Annotated in this window: 19 protein-coding genes; 8 read left to right on the top strand and 11 right to left on the bottom strand. The window is 69.1% G+C overall.

The genetic code is table 11. The features are described 5' to 3' along the window. Positions 1-283 precede the first annotated feature (283 nt). The 6 genes from NLX83_RS01380 to NLX83_RS01355 all read right to left on the bottom strand — a co-directional run bounded on the left by NLX83_RS01380 (position 284) and on the right by NLX83_RS01355 (position 4,921). Positions 284-607 carry a hypothetical protein gene (locus NLX83_RS01380; RefSeq protein ID WP_254233030.1) on the bottom strand — a complete coding sequence of 108 codons (324 nt, stop codon included), beginning with the start codon at positions 605-607 and terminating at the stop codon, positions 284-286. Between the two features lie 222 nt (positions 608-829). Next, positions 830-1,549, bottom strand: a complete 720-nt coding sequence (locus tag NLX83_RS01375) for a class I SAM-dependent methyltransferase (RefSeq protein ID WP_254233029.1) — start codon at positions 1,547-1,549, stop codon at positions 830-832. A 115-nt stretch (positions 1,550-1,664) separates the two neighbouring features. Next, positions 1,665-1,865: a PspC domain-containing protein gene (locus NLX83_RS01370; RefSeq protein ID WP_254233028.1), complete on the bottom strand. Its 201-nt coding sequence runs from the start codon at positions 1,863-1,865 to the stop codon at positions 1,665-1,667. 128 nt (positions 1,866-1,993) lie between these two features. Further along, a complete protein-coding gene (locus NLX83_RS01365) occupies positions 1,994-2,947 on the bottom strand; it encodes an alpha/beta hydrolase (protein WP_254233027.1) in 954 nt (317 codons plus the stop codon). Next, the gene (locus tag NLX83_RS41705; protein ID WP_254233026.1) at positions 2,925-4,181 is read right to left on the bottom strand and encodes a cytochrome P450; all 1,257 of its coding nucleotides are present in this window, start codon (positions 4,179-4,181) and stop codon (positions 2,925-2,927) included. Before NLX83_RS41705 ends, NLX83_RS01365 begins: the two co-directional genes overlap by 23 nt. 23 nt (positions 4,182-4,204) lie before the next feature. After that, the gene (locus NLX83_RS01355) at positions 4,205-4,921 is read right to left on the bottom strand and encodes a TetR/AcrR family transcriptional regulator (RefSeq protein WP_254233025.1); all 717 of its coding nucleotides are present in this window, start codon (positions 4,919-4,921) and stop codon (positions 4,205-4,207) included. 231 nt (positions 4,922-5,152) lie between these two features. On the opposite strand from NLX83_RS01355, the gene NLX83_RS01350 reads away from it, so the two are divergent. After that, on the top strand, positions 5,153-6,217 hold the full coding sequence (locus tag NLX83_RS01350) for a M48 family metallopeptidase (protein ID WP_254233024.1): 1,065 nt from the start codon (positions 5,153-5,155) through the stop codon (positions 6,215-6,217). Between the two features lie 48 nt (positions 6,218-6,265). Here NLX83_RS01350 and NLX83_RS01345 read toward each other — a convergent pair whose 3' ends face one another. After that, positions 6,266-7,471, bottom strand: coding sequence for a serine hydrolase domain-containing protein (locus NLX83_RS01345; protein WP_254233023.1), 1,206 nt, complete (start codon positions 7,469-7,471; stop codon positions 6,266-6,268). A gap of 32 nt (positions 7,472-7,503) precedes the next feature. Beyond that, entirely contained in the window at positions 7,504-7,995 is a 492-nt protein-coding gene (locus NLX83_RS41700) for a M15 family metallopeptidase (protein WP_308209257.1), read from the bottom strand. A gap of 19 nt (positions 7,996-8,014) precedes the next feature. On the opposite strand from NLX83_RS41700, the gene NLX83_RS41695 reads away from it, so the two are divergent. From NLX83_RS41695 to NLX83_RS01320, 5 genes are all read left to right on the top strand, one after another. Next, positions 8,015-8,299 carry a hypothetical protein gene (locus NLX83_RS41695; RefSeq protein WP_308209256.1) on the top strand — a complete coding sequence of 95 codons (285 nt, stop codon included), beginning with the start codon at positions 8,015-8,017 and terminating at the stop codon, positions 8,297-8,299. 247 nt (positions 8,300-8,546) lie between these two features. Next, positions 8,547-9,368 (top strand): serine protease, encoded by an 822-nt coding sequence (locus NLX83_RS01335; RefSeq protein ID WP_254233022.1) that lies wholly within the window; start codon positions 8,547-8,549, stop codon positions 9,366-9,368. 176 nt (positions 9,369-9,544) lie between these two features. Next, positions 9,545-10,336, top strand: a complete 792-nt coding sequence (locus tag NLX83_RS01330) for a S1 family peptidase (protein WP_254233021.1) — start codon at positions 9,545-9,547, stop codon at positions 10,334-10,336. Positions 10,337-10,605: 269 nt separating this feature from the next. After that, positions 10,606-11,403, top strand: coding sequence for a S1 family peptidase (locus tag NLX83_RS01325; protein ID WP_254233020.1), 798 nt, complete (start codon positions 10,606-10,608; stop codon positions 11,401-11,403). Between the two features lie 541 nt (positions 11,404-11,944). Then, positions 11,945-12,352, top strand: a complete 408-nt coding sequence (locus NLX83_RS01320; RefSeq protein ID WP_254233019.1) for an Imm1 family immunity protein — start codon at positions 11,945-11,947, stop codon at positions 12,350-12,352. Between the two features lie 8 nt (positions 12,353-12,360). Here the strand turns inward: NLX83_RS01320 and NLX83_RS01315 are convergent, their stop codons facing one another. Further along, complete coding sequence (locus tag NLX83_RS01315; protein WP_254233018.1) at positions 12,361-12,987, bottom strand: LysE family translocator; 627 nt, start codon at positions 12,985-12,987, stop codon at positions 12,361-12,363. A 180-nt stretch (positions 12,988-13,167) separates the two neighbouring features. Between NLX83_RS01315 and NLX83_RS01310 the strand changes: the two genes are divergently transcribed. After that, entirely contained in the window at positions 13,168-13,632 is a 465-nt protein-coding gene (locus tag NLX83_RS01310) for a GNAT family N-acetyltransferase (protein ID WP_254233017.1), read from the top strand. Between the two features lie 178 nt (positions 13,633-13,810). On the opposite strand, the gene NLX83_RS01305 is transcribed toward NLX83_RS01310, so the two are convergent. Further along, positions 13,811-14,278 carry an Lrp/AsnC family transcriptional regulator gene (locus NLX83_RS01305; protein ID WP_254233016.1) on the bottom strand — a complete coding sequence of 156 codons (468 nt, stop codon included), beginning with the start codon at positions 14,276-14,278 and terminating at the stop codon, positions 13,811-13,813. A 60-nt stretch (positions 14,279-14,338) separates the two neighbouring features. Here NLX83_RS01305 and NLX83_RS01300 point away from each other — a divergent pair, with 60 nt between their 5' ends. Then, entirely contained in the window at positions 14,339-15,490 is a 1,152-nt protein-coding gene (locus tag NLX83_RS01300; protein WP_374118618.1) for a trans-sulfuration enzyme family protein, read from the top strand. Here NLX83_RS01300 and NLX83_RS41605 read toward each other — a convergent pair. Beyond that, entirely contained in the window at positions 15,450-16,028 is a 579-nt protein-coding gene (locus NLX83_RS41605; protein WP_308209255.1) for a TetR/AcrR family transcriptional regulator, read from the bottom strand. The two genes, NLX83_RS01300 and NLX83_RS41605, sit on opposite strands and share 41 nt — an antisense overlap. Positions 16,029-16,091: the final 63 nt, after the last annotated feature.

Genomic DNA, 16,091 nt, shown 5'->3' with positions numbered 1-16,091 from the left:
GTGAATACCTAACTGACCATCAGTCAACTCCTCGCTCGACAGATGGGAAGTGGGCTGGACCTGATTCACTCGATCCAGCCGAACCCGCTGGTAGGAATTCCGGAGCGTGACCCGGCTCTGCCCGGTCGGATGACCTCGGCCAGTACTCCGTGGGAATCGCGCAAATCGTTAGAACACTTTTCGCGTTCACTGAGTTCGGTCGTTGTCTCGGGAGGGACACGGCGGCACAACAAAGGGGGCGGCCGGAAATCCGGCCGCCCCCTTCGCGGGGTCGTCGATGGCGCTACAACACCACCAGAATTCTGATCCCGAGGAGGTTGACGCCCAGTCGCACCTTGACGCCCTCGACGAGCGGGCCGCCGATGACGATGCAGGCGTTGGCGCGGAGCTTGACCCGGACGCCGGTCTTGAGCTTGACCGTCACGTTGCCGTCGACGATGGACTCGACCTCGCCTTCGCCCTGCTCCTGGGCGTCCACCTGGGTGGTCGCCGAGGGGGTGGCCGGGTTCGCGGGTGCGGCGGAGGCCGGTAGGCCGACGAGTGCCAGACCGGCGGTGACGGCCGCGGTGGCGGCCAGGGTCAGTACGCGCTTGGTAATGGTTCGCATGGGTTGTTGCTTCCCCTCGAGTCGGGCGAAATTCTGGAAGTGGTGGGCCCATCACCAGTGCAACACCCAATTCCCGATAACGGCATCTCCAATTCGCTATTTCACCCGTTTCCCGGAATCCGCGAACTGAGAGCTACTGATGTGCCACCACAACGTATGAGCGGAACCAGGCCGTTCGGGGATCACCGGGAATTGCCCGGTGATCACCTGATCGAGAGGTTTTCAGGGCTTTCGCGCCGTCACCAGCGTGGTGGGCACCCAGGGGCCGCTCCACCACATTCGCCAGCCGAGGCCGCGCCTGCGCACGTCGGTCATTCCCAGTTCGGTGAGCGCGGCCGCGTACTGCCGCGTGTGCGCGATATCGGCGAGCACGATCCGGCCGCCGGAGCGCAGAACGCGGACCGCCTCGCGGATCGCCAGCGTCCGCGCGTCCGCCCCAGGCACGGTGTGGATCGCCAGGCTGCTCAGCACGAGGTCGAAGGACTCGTCGAGCAACGGCAACCCCGCCAGGTCACCGGTGCGCAGCTGGACGCGGTCGGCCACCCCCTCCGCCACCGCGTTCTCCTGGGTGACGGCGATGTCGTTGCCGGACTGGTCGACACTGCGCCAGGGGTCGACGCCGACCGCGCCGCCGCAGGGGAGGCGCTTGGCCGCGGCGAGCAGCACGGCGCCGCGGCCGCAACCGAGGTCCACCACGTCCTCGTCGCCGCGCAGCCGGAGCCCGGCGAGGACCTCGTCCCAGACGACGAACTTGCCGCGCACGGTGGCGTGCAGGTGGACGGCCGCGAACAACGCCAGCAGCCCGGCCCCCACGAGGGGCGCCGGGCTGTCGGTGATGGCCATCGTCAGGAGGCAGCTGAGCACGCCGAAGCCGAATCCCGCGAAAACGACCGGAGCGTCGATTCCGTAGGAAGCCGCCCGCCGTACCGATACGCCAGCCATGTCGGACTCCTGCCACCCGATTCCTGGAGAACAGAATAATGCGGCTCCAGGAAAAGGAAACGTGAGTTCGGCAGGATTGCGGTAAATGTCCGGTATGGCGGGTAAACAGTGCGCGTCAGTGGCCCGGCTTGGGCAGCAGCAGGGCCAGAACCAGGTACAACAGGATCTGTGGGCCGGGAAGCACGCAGGACACCACGAAGGCCAGTCGAACGGTCCCGGGGCGCCAGCCGAAGCGCTCCGCGATGCCGCCCGCGACACCGAAGAACACGCTGTCGCGAGAACGGGTGAGCCGGTGGGTGCGGTACGGAGCGGTCATTTGGCGCTACCTCCTGATCTTGGCGGCGGGGCCGGTGCCTATTGCCCCTCCACATCAGGTTGCCCATTTCGCGCATTCCACACCTCGGGGTCTGCCCGGAATCCGACCCGGAGCCGCACCCGCCCGCCTCAGGGGCCCAGCCGCTGCGCGAGCCAGGAGTCGATCTCCGCGAGCGCCTTGTTCCGCACCGGCTCGGCCGACAGGAACAGGTCGTGCATGCCGTCCTCGATCGGCACCGTCGTGACATCGCGGCCGAGCTTGGGCGCCCAGCGCGCGATCTGCTCCACGTCCAGCACGGTGTCGGCGGTCATCGCCGCGGGCTCCCACTTCCTGCGGTGCAGGAGGCTGCGCGTGGAGTGCTCGACGAGCACGGGAACCCGGATGTCCAGCCCGCGGTGCACCCGCGCGTGGCCGATCCGCACCGCGCGCAGCCATCCCGCCCGCACCGGGAAGTGCTCGGAGGGCTTCCACTCGTTGTCGTAGCTCCACTCGCCGTGGTGGGTGGAGCTGAGGCTGTGCCCGTAGGTGGGCGCCAGACCCGGCTTCACGACCAGCCGCGGGGCGATGCCGCCCACCACGTGGTTCACCGCCGTGCCGATCGTGCGGGAGAGCCAGGGTTCTGCGAGGTCCAGCCACGGGCTGTTCAGCACGAGGGCGTCGATGAGGTTCGCCGCCCGGTGCTCGTGCGCCCACAGCGGCGCGATCAGCCCGCCGGTGGAGTGCGCGAGCAGCACCACGCGCCGGTGCCCGTGCTCGGAGCGGATCACCGAGATCGCGGCGTCGATCTCCTCGAAGTACTCGGTGAGGTCGGTGGTGAACGTCGGTAGCTGGTCGGGCCGGATCGAGCGCCCGTAGCGCCGCAGGTCCAACGCGTAGAAGTCGTGGCCCTGGGCGGTGAAGTGCCGGGCCACGTGGTCCTGGAAGAAGTAGTCGCACCAGCCGTGGACGTAGAGGACCGCGCCCTTGCCGGGGTTCTCGGCGGGCAGGTGCACCAGGGTCGCGACGACCTCGTCGCCGTCCTGGGTGGGGGCGAGGGGCAGCGTTCGAACCCGATAGGGCTCACCGAGAATGTCGACGTCCACGGGACAAGTGTGAACCCTGACCGCCCGGTGGGGGCACCTCGGCGTTGTGCACGGCGCGTTTCGACCGCACGCGGAGCGGCATCGACGTCGGAACCGTGATCCAGCCGACGCGCTCGGCACGCAGCGCGGCGCGGTCGACCGAGATCTCGCAGTAGCGCCACAGCAGCAGCTCCAGGGCCATCCGCGTCTGCAACCGCGCGACGGGGGAGCCCGGACCGAACGGCAGGCCGTAGCCGGTGGACAGCCGTGAGGTCGTCTTGCGGTGGATGTCGAAGCGCTCCGGGGCGGGGAACCGGCGCTCGTCCTGGTTCACCGAGTCCATGACGACCACGACCTGCTCCCCGGCCAGGACGCGCCGCCCGCCGAGCTCGACGTCCAGCTTCGCCCTGCGCGTCACCTGGGAGACCGGGGTGCGGTACCGCAGCACCTCCTCGATCGTCGGCGCGAGCAGTTCGGGGAAGGCGCGCACCTCGTCGCTCGCCGCGGGGAAGTCGTCGAGGCTGAGCACGACCGACGCCAGCAGGCTCGTGGTGGTGAGGTGCCCGGAGAGCAGCACCAGGCCGAGCAGCGCCACGGCTTGGTCGTCGTCCGGCGTCATGCCGTCGATCTCGGTCGCGAGGAACTCCGCGGTGAGGTCCGAAGCGCTGTTCCGCCGGTACTCCGCGACGTGCGCGTACAGGTAGGCCAGCAGCTCGGCGCGTGCGTCGCACGCGGACACCCGGCGCTGGACGGGGACCAGCGGTGGCTGGGAATCGTTGCCGCACAACGTGTCCACCCACAGCAACACGGAGTCCATGTCCGCTTGCGGAACACCGAGCAGCTCCGCGATCACGCGCACCGGCAGGGGGAAGGCGAGATCGGTGGCGAGGTCGATCCGCTCGTCCCCGGCGACCCGGTCCAGCAGTTCCGTCGTCACCGTCAGCACCCGCGAACCCAACGCGGCCACCACGCCGGGCGTGAACCGGCGGCTGACCGTGCGGCGCAGCTCGCGGTGCATCGCCGGGGTGATCACCACCGGGTCCCGCCCGGAGAGCAGGCGCGAGACGAGCGCGCTGGAGGAGGCGTACTCCGAGGTGAACGCGGCGTGGTCGGTCAGCACCCGCGCCGCGTCCTCGTACCGGTACACCAGCCACATCCCGGAATCGGGATCGCGTGCGACGGGTTCCGCCCCGCGCATCGCCCGATGTCGATCCCGGTCCGCCGTCGTCGGCCACGCCCCCAGCGCCTCCGCCACGGTGATCACCCCTTTCGGGCCCCTCAGTCCGGTGCCGCCGCCCCCTCGACCTGACCCGTGCGCACGTGGTCGAGGCAGCGCGCGTGGGTCCGCTCGTAGAAGGCGGTCACTTCACCGGCGATCCTGGTCAGTTCCTCCTCGGACGGCGTCCGCCTGGCCTCGAACGCGTTGCGCACGATGTGCGCCAGCACGTCCGCGGTGGTCTCCAGCCCCATGCCGGACCCACCGGGCACCGCCGTGTCGATCAGGTAGAAGCCCATGATCGTGCATGTCAGTCCCCGGATCTCCAGTTCCGGGCTGAGATCACCCCGAAGCAGGCGTCCGTTCGCGATCGCGCGGTCGTATCCCTCGCGCTCCAGCATCAGCACCGCCCTCGGCACGGTGCTGCCGTCGCGGCTGACGAGCGAGCCGAGCAGGTCCTCGTCCCCGACGAGCATCGCGCGCATCAGCGGGTTGCGCATGACCGCCAGGTAGCCGATGCGCACCATCCGGTTGGGCAGCACGGCCGCCGGATCGGCGGCGATCTCGTCGAGCAGTTCCCGCAGGTAGCGGGCCGACTCGCGGACCAGCACCGCCTGGAACAGGTCCTCGCGGGTGCGCCAGTGCAGGTAGATCGTGCCCTTGCCGATGCCCGCCTGTTTCGCCACGTCGTCGACGGTGGTCCGGCGATAACCCCAGCGCAGCAGCAGGTCGGCCGCCGCGTCCAGGACGCGCTCGGCCCTGGCGGCGCGTTCGGCCATGGACTCCCCGCTCGGTGCCGGTTGATTGACCGCTTGACTGAAAACGAAATCTGGTCAAGATTTTCATGTGGGGTGAGGGGCGTCAACCGGGGTGTCGGCCTCCGACAGGGGGTGAGGCCGACACCCCGGGCTGGTCAGGGCCGCTTCGGGGGCCGATTCAGGGTTTCCACCGATCTGGCCACCGCCCGATCGGGCTAGCCTCGGAGGCACACCAGAGATCGGGGAGTGTCTGTGAACCAACCGCCTCAACCGCCCGCCGCGACCGGCCGGGTTCGGTTTCCGAACATCAGCCCGCGCGCGTACGAGCACCCGGCGGACCGCGGCGCGCTGGCGACCGCGCGCGCCGTGCCGGGGTTCCCGGCGGTGCTGAAGGCCATCTCCGGTGCCCTCGGGGAGCGCAGCGAGCGGCTGCTCGCGCTGGCGTCCTCGATCAAGGTCACCGAGACCCAGTACCCGACGGTGCACCGGCTCCGGCTGGAGTGCGCCGCAGTGCTGGACATCACCCCGGTGCCCGAGGTCTTCGTGGCGCGGGACCCGCACGCCAACGCGATGACCATCGGCATGGACGAGCCGTTCATCGTGATCACCACCGGGCTGATCGAACTGCTCGACGAGGACGAGCTGCGCTTCGTCATCGGCCACGAGATGGGCCACGCGCTCTCCGGCCACGCCGTCTACTACACGGTGCTGCGCAGGCTGATCTCCATGGTCACCGGCATCGCCTGGATGCCGGTCGGCTACTGGGGCATGCGCGCGATCATCATCGCGCTGCAGGACTGGTACCGCCGCGCCCAGCTCTCCGCCGACCGGGCGGGCCTGCTCTGCGTGCAGGACCCCGAGGTCGCGCTGCGGGCGCACATCAAGCTCTCCGGCGGCATCGACGTCCGCGAGATCGACACCGAGGCCTACCTCAAGCAGGCCAAGGACTACGACGCGGTCCCGGACGTCCGCGACAGCGTGCTCAAGCTGCTGCACCTGAGCAACCGCCTCGACCCGCTGCCGGTGGTCCGCGCCGCCGACCTGCAGCGCTGGGCGGCGGGCGAGGAGTACCGGGCGATCCTGGCGGGCGAGTACCCCAGCCGCGAGAACGACGACGTCACCAACTGGCGCGACGACGTCAAGTCGGCGGCCAAGTCCTACAAGGACGCCATCGCCAGCTCGGCCGACCCGCTCGCCAAGGTCCTCAACGAGGTGGGCGACATCCTCTCCAGCACCGCGGGCAAGGTCTGGAAGAAGTTCACCGGCGGACCGGACGACCAGCCCCCGTCGGGCCCTCCGTCGAGCGACGGGAAGTAGCTCGGCACATCAAGGAGGGGCGCTCCAGAGCGCCCCTCCCGTGCTGTGTCAGCCGGTCGTGCGCAGCGCGCTCGCCGGGGGAGGTGTCGCGGAGCCGCAGGCGGCCTTCGTGACCACGTCGAGGTAGGCCGGGTCGATCGTGGGGTGCGGCTGGACCGAACCGTCCGGCTTGATGCGCTGGTACTTCATCAGGTTCGTGCCGACCGAGAGCTGGCGCTTGCCGTCCTCGGTCGACCCGCTGAACGTGCCCATGCCCCACACCGCGCCGTCATGGCCCCAGATCCGCCCGCACGGCAGCGCGTAGGCGTTGAGCCCCAGGCCGTACTCGCCGACCTTCGTGCCGTTGGGCGCGATGATCGGCACCGTGCGCTTCATCTCCGCGAGCTGCGCTGGCGGCAGCAGCTTGCCGCCCTGCAAGGCTTTGTGGAACGCCACCACGTCCGCCATCGGCGCGATGATCTCGCCCGCGGCGTCCGCCCACGTCATCTTGTAGACGCTGAAGTCCTTGGGCGGCACGAACGCCCCGTAGAGCTCCTCGTAGGCCTTCGCGTGCGGTCCGCGGATCGTCGCTTCCCTGCGTGGGAAGTACGTGTTCCGCATCCCCGCGGGCCGCAGCACGTTGCGCGTCACATACTCGCGGAAGTCCGCCTTGGTGACCTTGGTCAGCAGCAGTCCGGCGATCAGGTAGTTGGTGTTGGAGTAGCTCCACTTCTCGCCGGGCGCGCCGGTCGGCGGCAGCGGCAGCGCGGTGCGCACGAGCGAGGCCACGTCGAACTCGCGCAACCGGTTCGCCTCGATGTCCGCCGGCTTGGGGAACAGCGGCGCGATGAAGTCGGCGATGCCGCTGGTGTGGTTGAGCAGCATGCGCACGGTCACCCGGCGGCCCAGCTCACCCGGCACGTTCTCCGGCAGGTAGTCGCCGATCGGCGCGTCGAGCGCGATCTTCTTCGTGGCCACCAGCTGGAGCACCGCGGTGGCGATCATCGGCTTGGTGACGCTGCCGATGCGGTGCTCGAAGGTCGCGCGCGCGGGCACCTTGGTGTCCACATCGGACACTCCGGCCGCGCCCTGCCAGTACCGCGCCCCGTCCCGCACCGCGGCGTACACGGCGGGCATCCCGGCCGTGTGCAACTTCGTCAGACTTGCTTGCAGTGCAACAGGATCGAGTCCTGGCTGACCGGCGTTCGCGACACCGGCGGTGAGCGCTGTGGCGAGCACGGCCACGACGCCGATCCGAGCTGGATATCCCCGCATGGCGCGACCGTAGCCCTCACCTGCGACGGGGGCTACCTACCGTTTGCCGAAAAGTGCATCAGATCCTTGGGGGAGCGCCACGAGCCGCCCCAGGTCCAGCCCACGGACGCGAACGCCCGTGTGACCACGTCGTCGGAGAAGATCATCCCAGGAGAGCGGCGGGACCGGTTGACGTAGGCGCCCGCCAGCTCCGGCAGAACGAGATCGCCGCGCAGGTAGGGATTGCAGAACGGGTTGATGTCCAGGGCGATGCCGTAAGCGTGCGCCGACCACGTGGACAGGCCGCGCGTGGGGCGGCACACGAACGCAGACGTGTTGTTGCCGTCGCCGGTCGGTGCGCGGTCGAGATCGGCGCGCGAGGAGATCCGCATTTCCTCCAAGGGAAAGCGCGCGGCCCAGAGCTTGCCGAACACCGTGACCATCGCGTCCGCCGCGCTCGCGTTCACCAGCAGCTCGCCGGTGTGCTGGCGGCCGTCGAAGCCCCAGAACGACAGCGTCAGGTAGCGCAGGTCTTCTTTGCGCACGGGGCATCCCGATTGCCACGTGCTCCGCGCCAGCACCGAGGGCGGGACCGCGCTCACCGTCGAGGCGAACCGGTTGCCGCTCGGCGGGGGCAACACGTCCGTGGTCGGCAGCGCGCGGTTCACCAGCTCCGGCGGTGTCGGCAGGATCGCGCCGAAGCCGTCCGCGCGCTTGGGCAACGGCTGGGCACCCACGCGCCACTTCGGCTTCGGAGCTTCGGTGGTCGTCGTTGTCGGAGCGGTGGTGGCGGAAGAGGAGCTGCTGGTCGGCGCGCTCAGCGGGGCCGGTTGCTGGGCTGGTTGCTGAGTGGCGCACGCCGTGAGGAGGGTCGCCGCGCACGCCAGATTCAGCGTGTTCTGTGAAAGGCGCTGTGAAAAACCGGCCACTCCGCCAGCTTCGCACGAACGGCGCAAACGATCTTTGAGGCACCCCGCCGCCCCGTCGTCCGGGGGCGTCCATTTAGATCAGTGGTCGGTACGCCGACCAGTCGAGTGGACCTCGTTGGTGAAACCGGTGGTTTGAGATCACCGGAGAATGGACAAGGAGTTCGCGCATGTCGACCCCGCCCGCAGCGATCCGTTCCCGCAGGCGAGTGCTGGGGATCGCCCTCGCCGTCGCCGCGCTGGCGGCCCTGGTGCCCACCGTCGCGGTCGGCCTGGCCGCCGCGAACGAGCCCGTGGAAGAGGTGCGCGCGGACCCCTTCGTCGTCGGCGGGCAGCGCGCCGCGGTGGGCCAGCACCCGTGGCTGGTCTACCTCGTCGACCGGATGGGGATGGTCTACTGCGGCGGCGCGCTGATGAGCCCGACGAAGGTGCTCACCGCCGCGCACTGCGTGGCCCAGCGCTCCGCGTCCGACATCACCGTGGTCTCCGGCCGCGAGGACACCGAGACCCGCGCCGGGCAGGCGGCCAGGGGCGCCAAGGTCTGGCAGCACCCGTCCTACCGCAGCGTCTTCGAAGGCGATGACCTGGGCGTTCTCACCCTGGAGACGCCGATCCTGGCGCAGACCGCGACGCTGGTCTCGGCCGGTGAGCGGGAGCGCTACGCGGCGGGGACCGAGGCCGTCGTCGCGGGCTGGGGCGCCACCTCCGAGACGGGCACGACCTCGCGCTACCTGATGTCGGCGAACGTGCCGGTGATGGACGACGAGACCTGCTCGCGGTCGTACCGCTCCTACGACAAGAAGAAGATGTTCTGCGCCGGGTACGAGAGCGGTCGGATCGACAGCTGCCAGGGTGACTCCGGCGGGCCGCTGATCGTCCGGGGCGTCGTCATCGGCGTGACCTCGTGGGGCGACGGCTGCGCCCGCGCGGGCAAGCCGGGCGTGTACGTGCGACTGACCAGCTATCTGGACACTTTGCGTGGCCAACTCTGATTCATGATCACTAATGGAGTAGTACGCATCGCGGCGTGTGGTCCATTCGACTGGGCTGAATAGACTAATTCGAATAGCCGTTGTGCCTTGATCTCCCCCAAGCGTTTGCTCTGTGTAGCCCCGGGTGTCACCCAACCGGGGAAACAACTGCTGAGATGCGCGATTGGGAGGCAAAGATGGCGGCAACCCTGCACCGTCTGGCCAAAACCGTCGGGGTCGCGCTCGCGGTGGCCACCTGTGGGATTTCCTCGCTGTCCGTGGCCACTGCGGCAACCCCGCCGGAGCAGAAGATCGTCGGTGGTGAGCGCGCGAAGATCGCCGATCACCCGTACGCGGTCTTCCTGACTAACACCTCCGGTTTCCAGTTCTGCGGCGGCACCGTCGCCGCGGCGAACAAGATCGTCACCGCCGCGCACTGCGTGAAGGGCAAGACCGCCGAGAGCATCAAGGTGGTCGCGGGCCGCGAGGACAAGCAGGCGACGGACGGCACGACCGCCGCGGTGTCCAAGGTCTGGGTGCACCCGCAGTACACGACGGCGACCGCCGGTTTCGACGTCGCGGTGCTGACGCTGGGCTCGAACCTGACGCAGAAGGCGGCCCCGCTGGCCTCCTCCGCCGACGCGGCCCTCTACAAGGAGGGCGCGAACTCCACCGTGCTCGGCTGGGGCACCACCAGCTCCGGTGGGGCGGCTTCGCGCTACCTGCTCAAGGTCGACGTCCCGGTGACCTCCGACGCCACCTGCAAGGCGGCGTACTCCCAGTACAGCAACGCCTCGATGGTGTGCGCCGGTATTCCGGAGGGCGGCAAGGACAGCTGCCAGGGTGACTCCGGTGGCCCGATGGTCGGCGGCGGCAAGCTGATCGGCGTCGTGTCGTGGGGCGAGGGTTGCGCCGCGCCGAAGAAGCCCGGTGTCTACGCCCGCGTCGCGGCCTACCACGACGTGCTCCAGGAGCAGATCAAGTCCTGATCCGCTCGCTCGTCCCCTGCCGGCTCCGGCCCGGCACACCCCGCCCAGTGGGGGTGTGCCGGGCCGGACGCCGTCGCGGCTCTGCGATCTATTCGGTAAAAGCTTCACTTTGCCGATGAATTCACCGGTCCAAGCCGTTTTTGTGAAGCATTTCCCAAGTGCTGAGCTGTTCAGCCTACATCTAACGGCCGTTGTGTCACTTCATCACCGAACGCTTGCATTGTGTTCACCCCGGGTGAGGGCCCGGGGCATGTGAGAGGAGCACAACCATGGCGGGAACCCTGCGTCGCCTGGTTAGGTTCGCCGGAGCGGCCGTGGCCGTCTCGGCGATCGGGCTTTCCTTCGTCCCGGCCGCTGCCGCTGCCGACAACGGTGATCCGCAGACCCAGATCGTCGGCGGAACCCGGGCCAGCATCGGCACCTACCCGTGGACGGTCTTCCTGACCAACACCTCCGGTTTCCAGTTCTGCGGCGGCACCCTGGTCTCGCCGACCAAGGTCGTCACCGCCGCGCACTGCGTGAAGGGCACCGCCGCCTCCTCGGTCCGCGTGGTCTCCGGCCGCGAGGACAAGCAGAGCACCGCGGGCACGGTCACCAACGTGACCAAGGTCTGGGTGCACCCCAGCTACACCACCGCGACCGCCGGCTACGACGTCGCCGTGCTGACGCTGGCCAGCGGGGTCAACTCGGCCGTGCTGCCGCTGGCCACGCCGCAGGACACCGCGCTCTACGCGGCCGGGACCAACTCCACCGTCCTCGGCTGGGGCACCACCAGCTCCGGCGGCTCGGCCTCGCGCTACCTGCTCAAGGTCGACGTCCCGGTGACCTCCGACGCCACCTGCAAGACCGCGTACCCGCAGTACAGCAACACCTCCATGGTGTGCGCGGGCATCCCGGCCGGTGGCAAGGACAGCTGCCAGGGTGACTCCGGTGGCCCGATGGTCGCCGGTGGCAAGCTGATCGGCGTCGTCTCCTGGGGCCGCGGCTGCGCGCTGCCGAACTACCCCGGCGTCTACGCCAGGGTCGCCCCGTACCACGCCGTGCTGACCGCTCAGATCAACTCGTAATTTCGTTACACAGCAAGCAGAAGAGGCGAGGACGGTCCCTGCAACCGCCCTCGCCTCTTCTTTTGGGCGGGGTTCGATCGGGTGGATCGACGCGATTCCGTCCCGCACTGAGCAGTTCCTGTCCAGAGTGGGTAGACGTGGCGTCGTCGGTTCGAGAACAGGTGCGGCTGCTGTTGGCACGGGTACCCGACCGCGTCGAGTCCTGGATCTCAGGGCTTGGTGGCAGCGTTGCGCTCCCTCAGCCGTTGGACTCTTCCGCGTTGCCGACATCACCGGCAACCCTGGCCGTGCGCTGTCAGCAACTGGCCTCATGGGCTCACGTCGAGCTACTTCCGACAGTGGTTCCGGGCGGGGGAACGAAACGCACGGTCGGGGCCTGCCACGCAATCGACGAGCCGCGCGATCGGCCGACGTCGAACTGAAATGTGCCGCCCGGATGGTCACCACCGGGACCCGAAACGTCACTGTTGCCCACCGGGTACACACTCACCGTGCTCGGCAGCGACGGTTATCGGAGAACGTTCGAAGGGGGAGCCGCGCCATGGCGGCGTTGAACGCCTACTACGACTTCGAGCACGGTGAGACACCCGCCCGGATCACTGACGAGGACCAACTCGCCGAAGCCCTGGAGGAGGTTCGGCGCACTCGCACGTCGGCGCTCGTCGAACTGCTGCCCGCCGATGACCTCGGCGCGGCAACGCTTGACGTGGGGCTCAACGATGACCGTGGGGTGCTCTTCTACTCCGGACCCGACCACGCGGGATGTGGCAGCCGCAACCCCGGCGCCACCGCTGTCCCGGAGCCGGTCCTCTACTACTACATGACTTCGGACACCGAGTACCCCGCGACGGCGGAGATCCCCGTCGAGGACGTGATCGCCGCCGCGCGGGAACACCTCCGCACCAGTGGCCGTCGTCCCACCAGCGTCGACTGGCAGGACTTCGACTAGCCGGGCGGTCAGACGACCAGTCCGACCGACATGGTCAGGAAGGCCGTCGCGGAGACCACGTCCAGCGTGGTCAGGACGGCGGGCCGCTGGAGCCTGCCGGAGACCCGCGCCGCGGTGAGCACGATCCCGGTCTCCCACGCCGCCGCGAGCGCGAGGAACACCGCGCCGAGCAGGCCGAGCTGGAGCACCGGGCTGCTCGCCGAGCCCATGAACTGCGGCAGGAACGCGAGGCAGAACAGCAGCATCTTCGGGTTGGTGATGTTGCAGACGAAGCCGCGCCGGAACGGGTTGTCGTTGCCGCGCAAGGCTTCCCCGCCGTTGTCCCGGCCGCCGCGCGAACGCCACACGTCGCGGGCGATGCCCAGCGCCAGGTAGGTCAGGTAGGCCGCGCCCAGCCAGCGCAGCACCGTGAGCACGCCCGGGTTGCTCGCGAGCACGACGCCGAGGCCGGAGACCACGAGGGCCACGTGGACCAGGCTCGCGGAGTGGATTCCGGCGAGGGTGAGCAGGCCCGCCCGCGTGCCGGTGCGCATGGAGGTGCGCAGCAGCAGGAAGACGTCGACCCCCGGGGTGATCACGAAGATCACGCTGGCTATGACGAAGACCGGGATCTGGCTGGTGTCGATGGCGGACATGGCGCACCCCCTTTTGGTGGACAGCTCGCGGGACCTGTTTGCCTCAGGCAGGCAAATTTCTTGGCCTTGACGAGATTAGCAGAAGATTTTGCGGAATCTTGACGGATTTGCCGTGGTTTCCACCACGTCACCCGGTCGTCACACTGGTTCTTCCGGCCTGGCTCTGGTACGCACGTGCGCGTGACGAAGACCGAGAGGATTCAGCGCAGGGCGACCGGGAACGAGCTCAGCGCGGAGGAGCTGTACCGCATCCTGAGGTTGCGGGTGGACGTGTTCGTGGTCGAGCAGAAGGCGGCGTACCCGGAGCTGGACGGCCGCGACCTCGCGCCGTCGACCGTGCACCTGTGGTGGGAGACCGACGATCCGGACGTCGGGGAGGCAGTTGTGCTGGCCTACGCTCGCGTGCTCGACGAACCGAACGGCACGGCCCGCATCGGCCGCGTCGTGACCGCGGCGCCCGCGCGCGGGCAGGGCCTGTCGCGTGCGCTGATGGAGACGGCGCTGACGGAGATCGGTGACCAGCCCTCGGTGCTCGACGCGCAGACCCAGGTCGCGGACTTCTACACGTCACTGGGATACCGCGTGATCGGCGACGAGTTCCTGGACGACGACGGCATTCCCCACGTCCCCATGCACCGCCCCTGACACCCTGCACGCACCACCTGACGCCCGGCGTGGTTGGCACGTCTTCAAGTACGACCAACCCCGCCTGTGGCTGTCGTAAACCGCACCAAACCCGGTCGGCGGCGCGCGGAGGTTGGGTGCGGTTAGAGATCGCTGGGGCGGGGGTGGGTGGTACTTGAAGACGTAGGAACTACGGCGGTCAGGGGAGGAGTGGGCCGCCGCGCCAGTGTTGGAAGATCAGGTTGGTGTGCACCAGCGCCACCTCGGTGCGGGCGGTGAACTCGTCCAGCACCAGGCGTTGCAGGTCCGCGGCGCTGCGCGCGGCGACGTGCACGAGGAAGTCGTCCGGCCCGGTCAGGTGGTAGAGCGCGCGCGTTTCCGGTTGCGCCAGAACGTGTTCCACGAACGGGTCGACCAGCGGACGGCGGTGCGGCTGCACGCGCACGGACAGGAACGCCTCCAGCGGCCTGCCCAGCTTCGCCGCGTCCACGCGCAGGTCCTGGCCGAGGATCACGCCCGCCTCGCGGAGCCGGTTGACCCGGTCCAGGCAGGTGGACGGCGCGACGCCGACCGCGGCGGCCAGCTCCTTGTTGGAGGTCCGTGCGTCGTTCTGGAGCACCCGCAGGATATCGAGGTCGACCGGATCCAAGCGCACGTTCGCCGTCATTCGCCGAATTCTAAGCGGATTTCTTGCCGCTGAGCCGGTAGATCTTTGACGCTGCTGCTCATGCAGCTGGAGACAACGGCCGTCCACGCGGGCCGCGAAGACCTCGTCGACCTCGGCGTCCACGCCGTGCCGCTCGACCTCTCCACGACCTACCCGTCCCGGGACAGCCGGGAGGAGGCGATCCGGCTGGACGCCTTCGCCGCGGGGGCGGAGCTGCCCGGTGCGCCGATCTACGGCCGCCTCGGGAACCCGACCGTCGCCCGGTTCGAGGCCGCGCTCGCCGCACTCGAAGGGCTGCCCGCCGCCGTGTCCTTCGCCAGCGGGATGGCCGCGTTGTCCGCGTGCCTGCTCGCCGCGGTCTCGTCGGGGCGGCCGCACGTGGTCGCGGTCCGCCCGCTCTACGGGACCAGCGATCACCTGATCGCCTCCGGACTGCTCGGCAACCAGCTCACCTGGGCCGATCCGGACGGTGTCGCCGCCGCGATCCGGCCCGACACCGGGCTGGTGATCGTCGAGACGCCCGCCAACCCGACGCTGAGCGAGGTCGACCTGCGCGCGCTCGCCGACGCGTGCGGATCGGTGCCTTTGTTGGTGGACAACACTTTCGCGACTCCGGTACTGCAACGCCCCGCGGAGTCCGGCGCTTCCATCGTGCTGCACAGCGCGACGAAGTTCCTTGGCGGGCATGGAGATGTGCTCGGCGGTGTCGTCGCGTGCGACGAGTCCTACGCGCGCGTACTGCGGCAGATCCGCATGGTCACCGGCGGAGTTCTGCACCCGCTCGCCGGATATCTGTTGCTGCGCGGGCTTTCTACGCTTCCCGTGCGCATCAAGGCCCAGTCGGCGACGGCTGTCGAACTCGCCAGGAGGCTCGCCGCGCATCCTGGAGTCCGGCGCGTGCACTACCCGCGACTCGGTGGTCCGCTGGTGGCCTTCGAGGTGGAGAGCGATCCGCACGCGGTGATCGCCGCTGTCCGGCTGGTGACCCCGGCGGTCAGCCTCGGCAGCGTGGACACCCTCATCCAGCACCCCGCCTCGCTGAGCCACCGCATCGTCGAGGAGGCCGACAGGCACGGCTGCGGTGTGTCCGACCAGCTGCTGCGCATGTCGGTGGGTCTTGAAGACGTCGAGGACCTGTGGGCCGACCTCGACGCGGCGGTCCGGGCCGCGGTCAGCCCGGGTGCTCGATCAGTGCCAGCACCTGTGGGATGACCCTTTCCATCGGGTCGGTGGACTGGAAGGCGCGGCAGAGCACCATCGCGCCTTCCAGGCAGATCAGCATCAGCATCGCCAGATCGTCCGCCCGCTTCCGCTCGACGCCGTAGGACACCAGGCACTCGGCGAGCGCGGCCAGCCAGGCCGAGTAGGCGTCCCGGCACGCCTCCGTCAACGGTGCGGAGGCGGGCACGGAGTCCAGCGTCACCGTCGTGATCGGACAGCCCTCGGTGAAGTCCGAGGACCGCAGCTGGTCCGCGAAACCCGTGCACATCAACGCGATCCACTCTTCCGGCGTCGAGCTGGCCGCGCGCGCCTGGCGGATCAGGTCGGCCCACTCGCCGATGCACTCGCGCACGCCGGCGACGGCCAGTTCCTCCTTCCCGCCGGGGAACAGGAAGTACAGCGAGCCGCGCGGGGCCCCGCTGTCCTCGATCACCTGCGCCAGGCCGGTGCCGTGGTAGCCCTGCCTGCGCAGCAGCCTGCGCGCGCTCTCGACGATCTTGTCTCGGGAATCCGACTTGGGTCGTGGCACAACTTGACTATACCGATCCTCATAGTTTTAACTATGACGATCGGTCAACTTAGTCGGGAGTGG

This window comes from Allokutzneria sp. A3M-2-11 16, from assembly GCF_024213555.1.
Lineage (GTDB): Bacteria > Actinomycetota > Actinomycetes > Mycobacteriales > Pseudonocardiaceae > Allokutzneria.
Note: the sequence above shows the minus strand (reverse complement) of the source record. Positions and strands in the feature narration are given on the sequence as shown.

Bases quoted from the DNA above. Each gene is read 5' to 3' on its own strand.
- NLX83_RS01380 (WP_254233030.1), bottom strand. From the start codon at position 607: ATGCGAACCATTACCAAGCGCGTACTGACCCTGGCCGCCACCGCGGCC.
- NLX83_RS01305 (WP_254233016.1), bottom strand. From the start codon at position 14,278: ATGACGGCGAACGTGCGCTTGGATCCGGTCGACCTCGATATCCTGCGG.
- NLX83_RS01345 (WP_254233023.1), bottom strand. From the start codon at position 7,471: ATGCGGGGATATCCAGCTCGGATCGGCGTCGTGGCCGTGCTCGCCACA.
- NLX83_RS01370 (WP_254233028.1), bottom strand. From the start codon at position 1,865: ATGACCGCTCCGTACCGCACCCACCGGCTCACCCGTTCTCGCGACAGC.
- NLX83_RS01325 (WP_254233020.1), top strand. From the start codon at position 10,606: ATGGCGGGAACCCTGCGTCGCCTGGTTAGGTTCGCCGGAGCGGCCGTG.
- NLX83_RS01300 (WP_374118618.1), top strand. From the start codon at position 14,339: ATGCAGCTGGAGACAACGGCCGTCCACGCGGGCCGCGAAGACCTCGTC.
- NLX83_RS01355 (WP_254233025.1), bottom strand. From the start codon at position 4,921: ATGGCCGAACGCGCCGCCAGGGCCGAGCGCGTCCTGGACGCGGCGGCC.
- NLX83_RS01375 (WP_254233029.1), bottom strand. From the start codon at position 1,549: ATGGCTGGCGTATCGGTACGGCGGGCGGCTTCCTACGGAATCGACGCT.
- NLX83_RS01320 (WP_254233019.1), top strand. From the start codon at position 11,945: ATGGCGGCGTTGAACGCCTACTACGACTTCGAGCACGGTGAGACACCC.
- NLX83_RS01330 (WP_254233021.1), top strand. From the start codon at position 9,545: ATGGCGGCAACCCTGCACCGTCTGGCCAAAACCGTCGGGGTCGCGCTC.
- NLX83_RS01315 (WP_254233018.1), bottom strand. From the start codon at position 12,987: ATGTCCGCCATCGACACCAGCCAGATCCCGGTCTTCGTCATAGCCAGC.
- NLX83_RS01335 (WP_254233022.1), top strand. From the start codon at position 8,547: ATGTCGACCCCGCCCGCAGCGATCCGTTCCCGCAGGCGAGTGCTGGGG.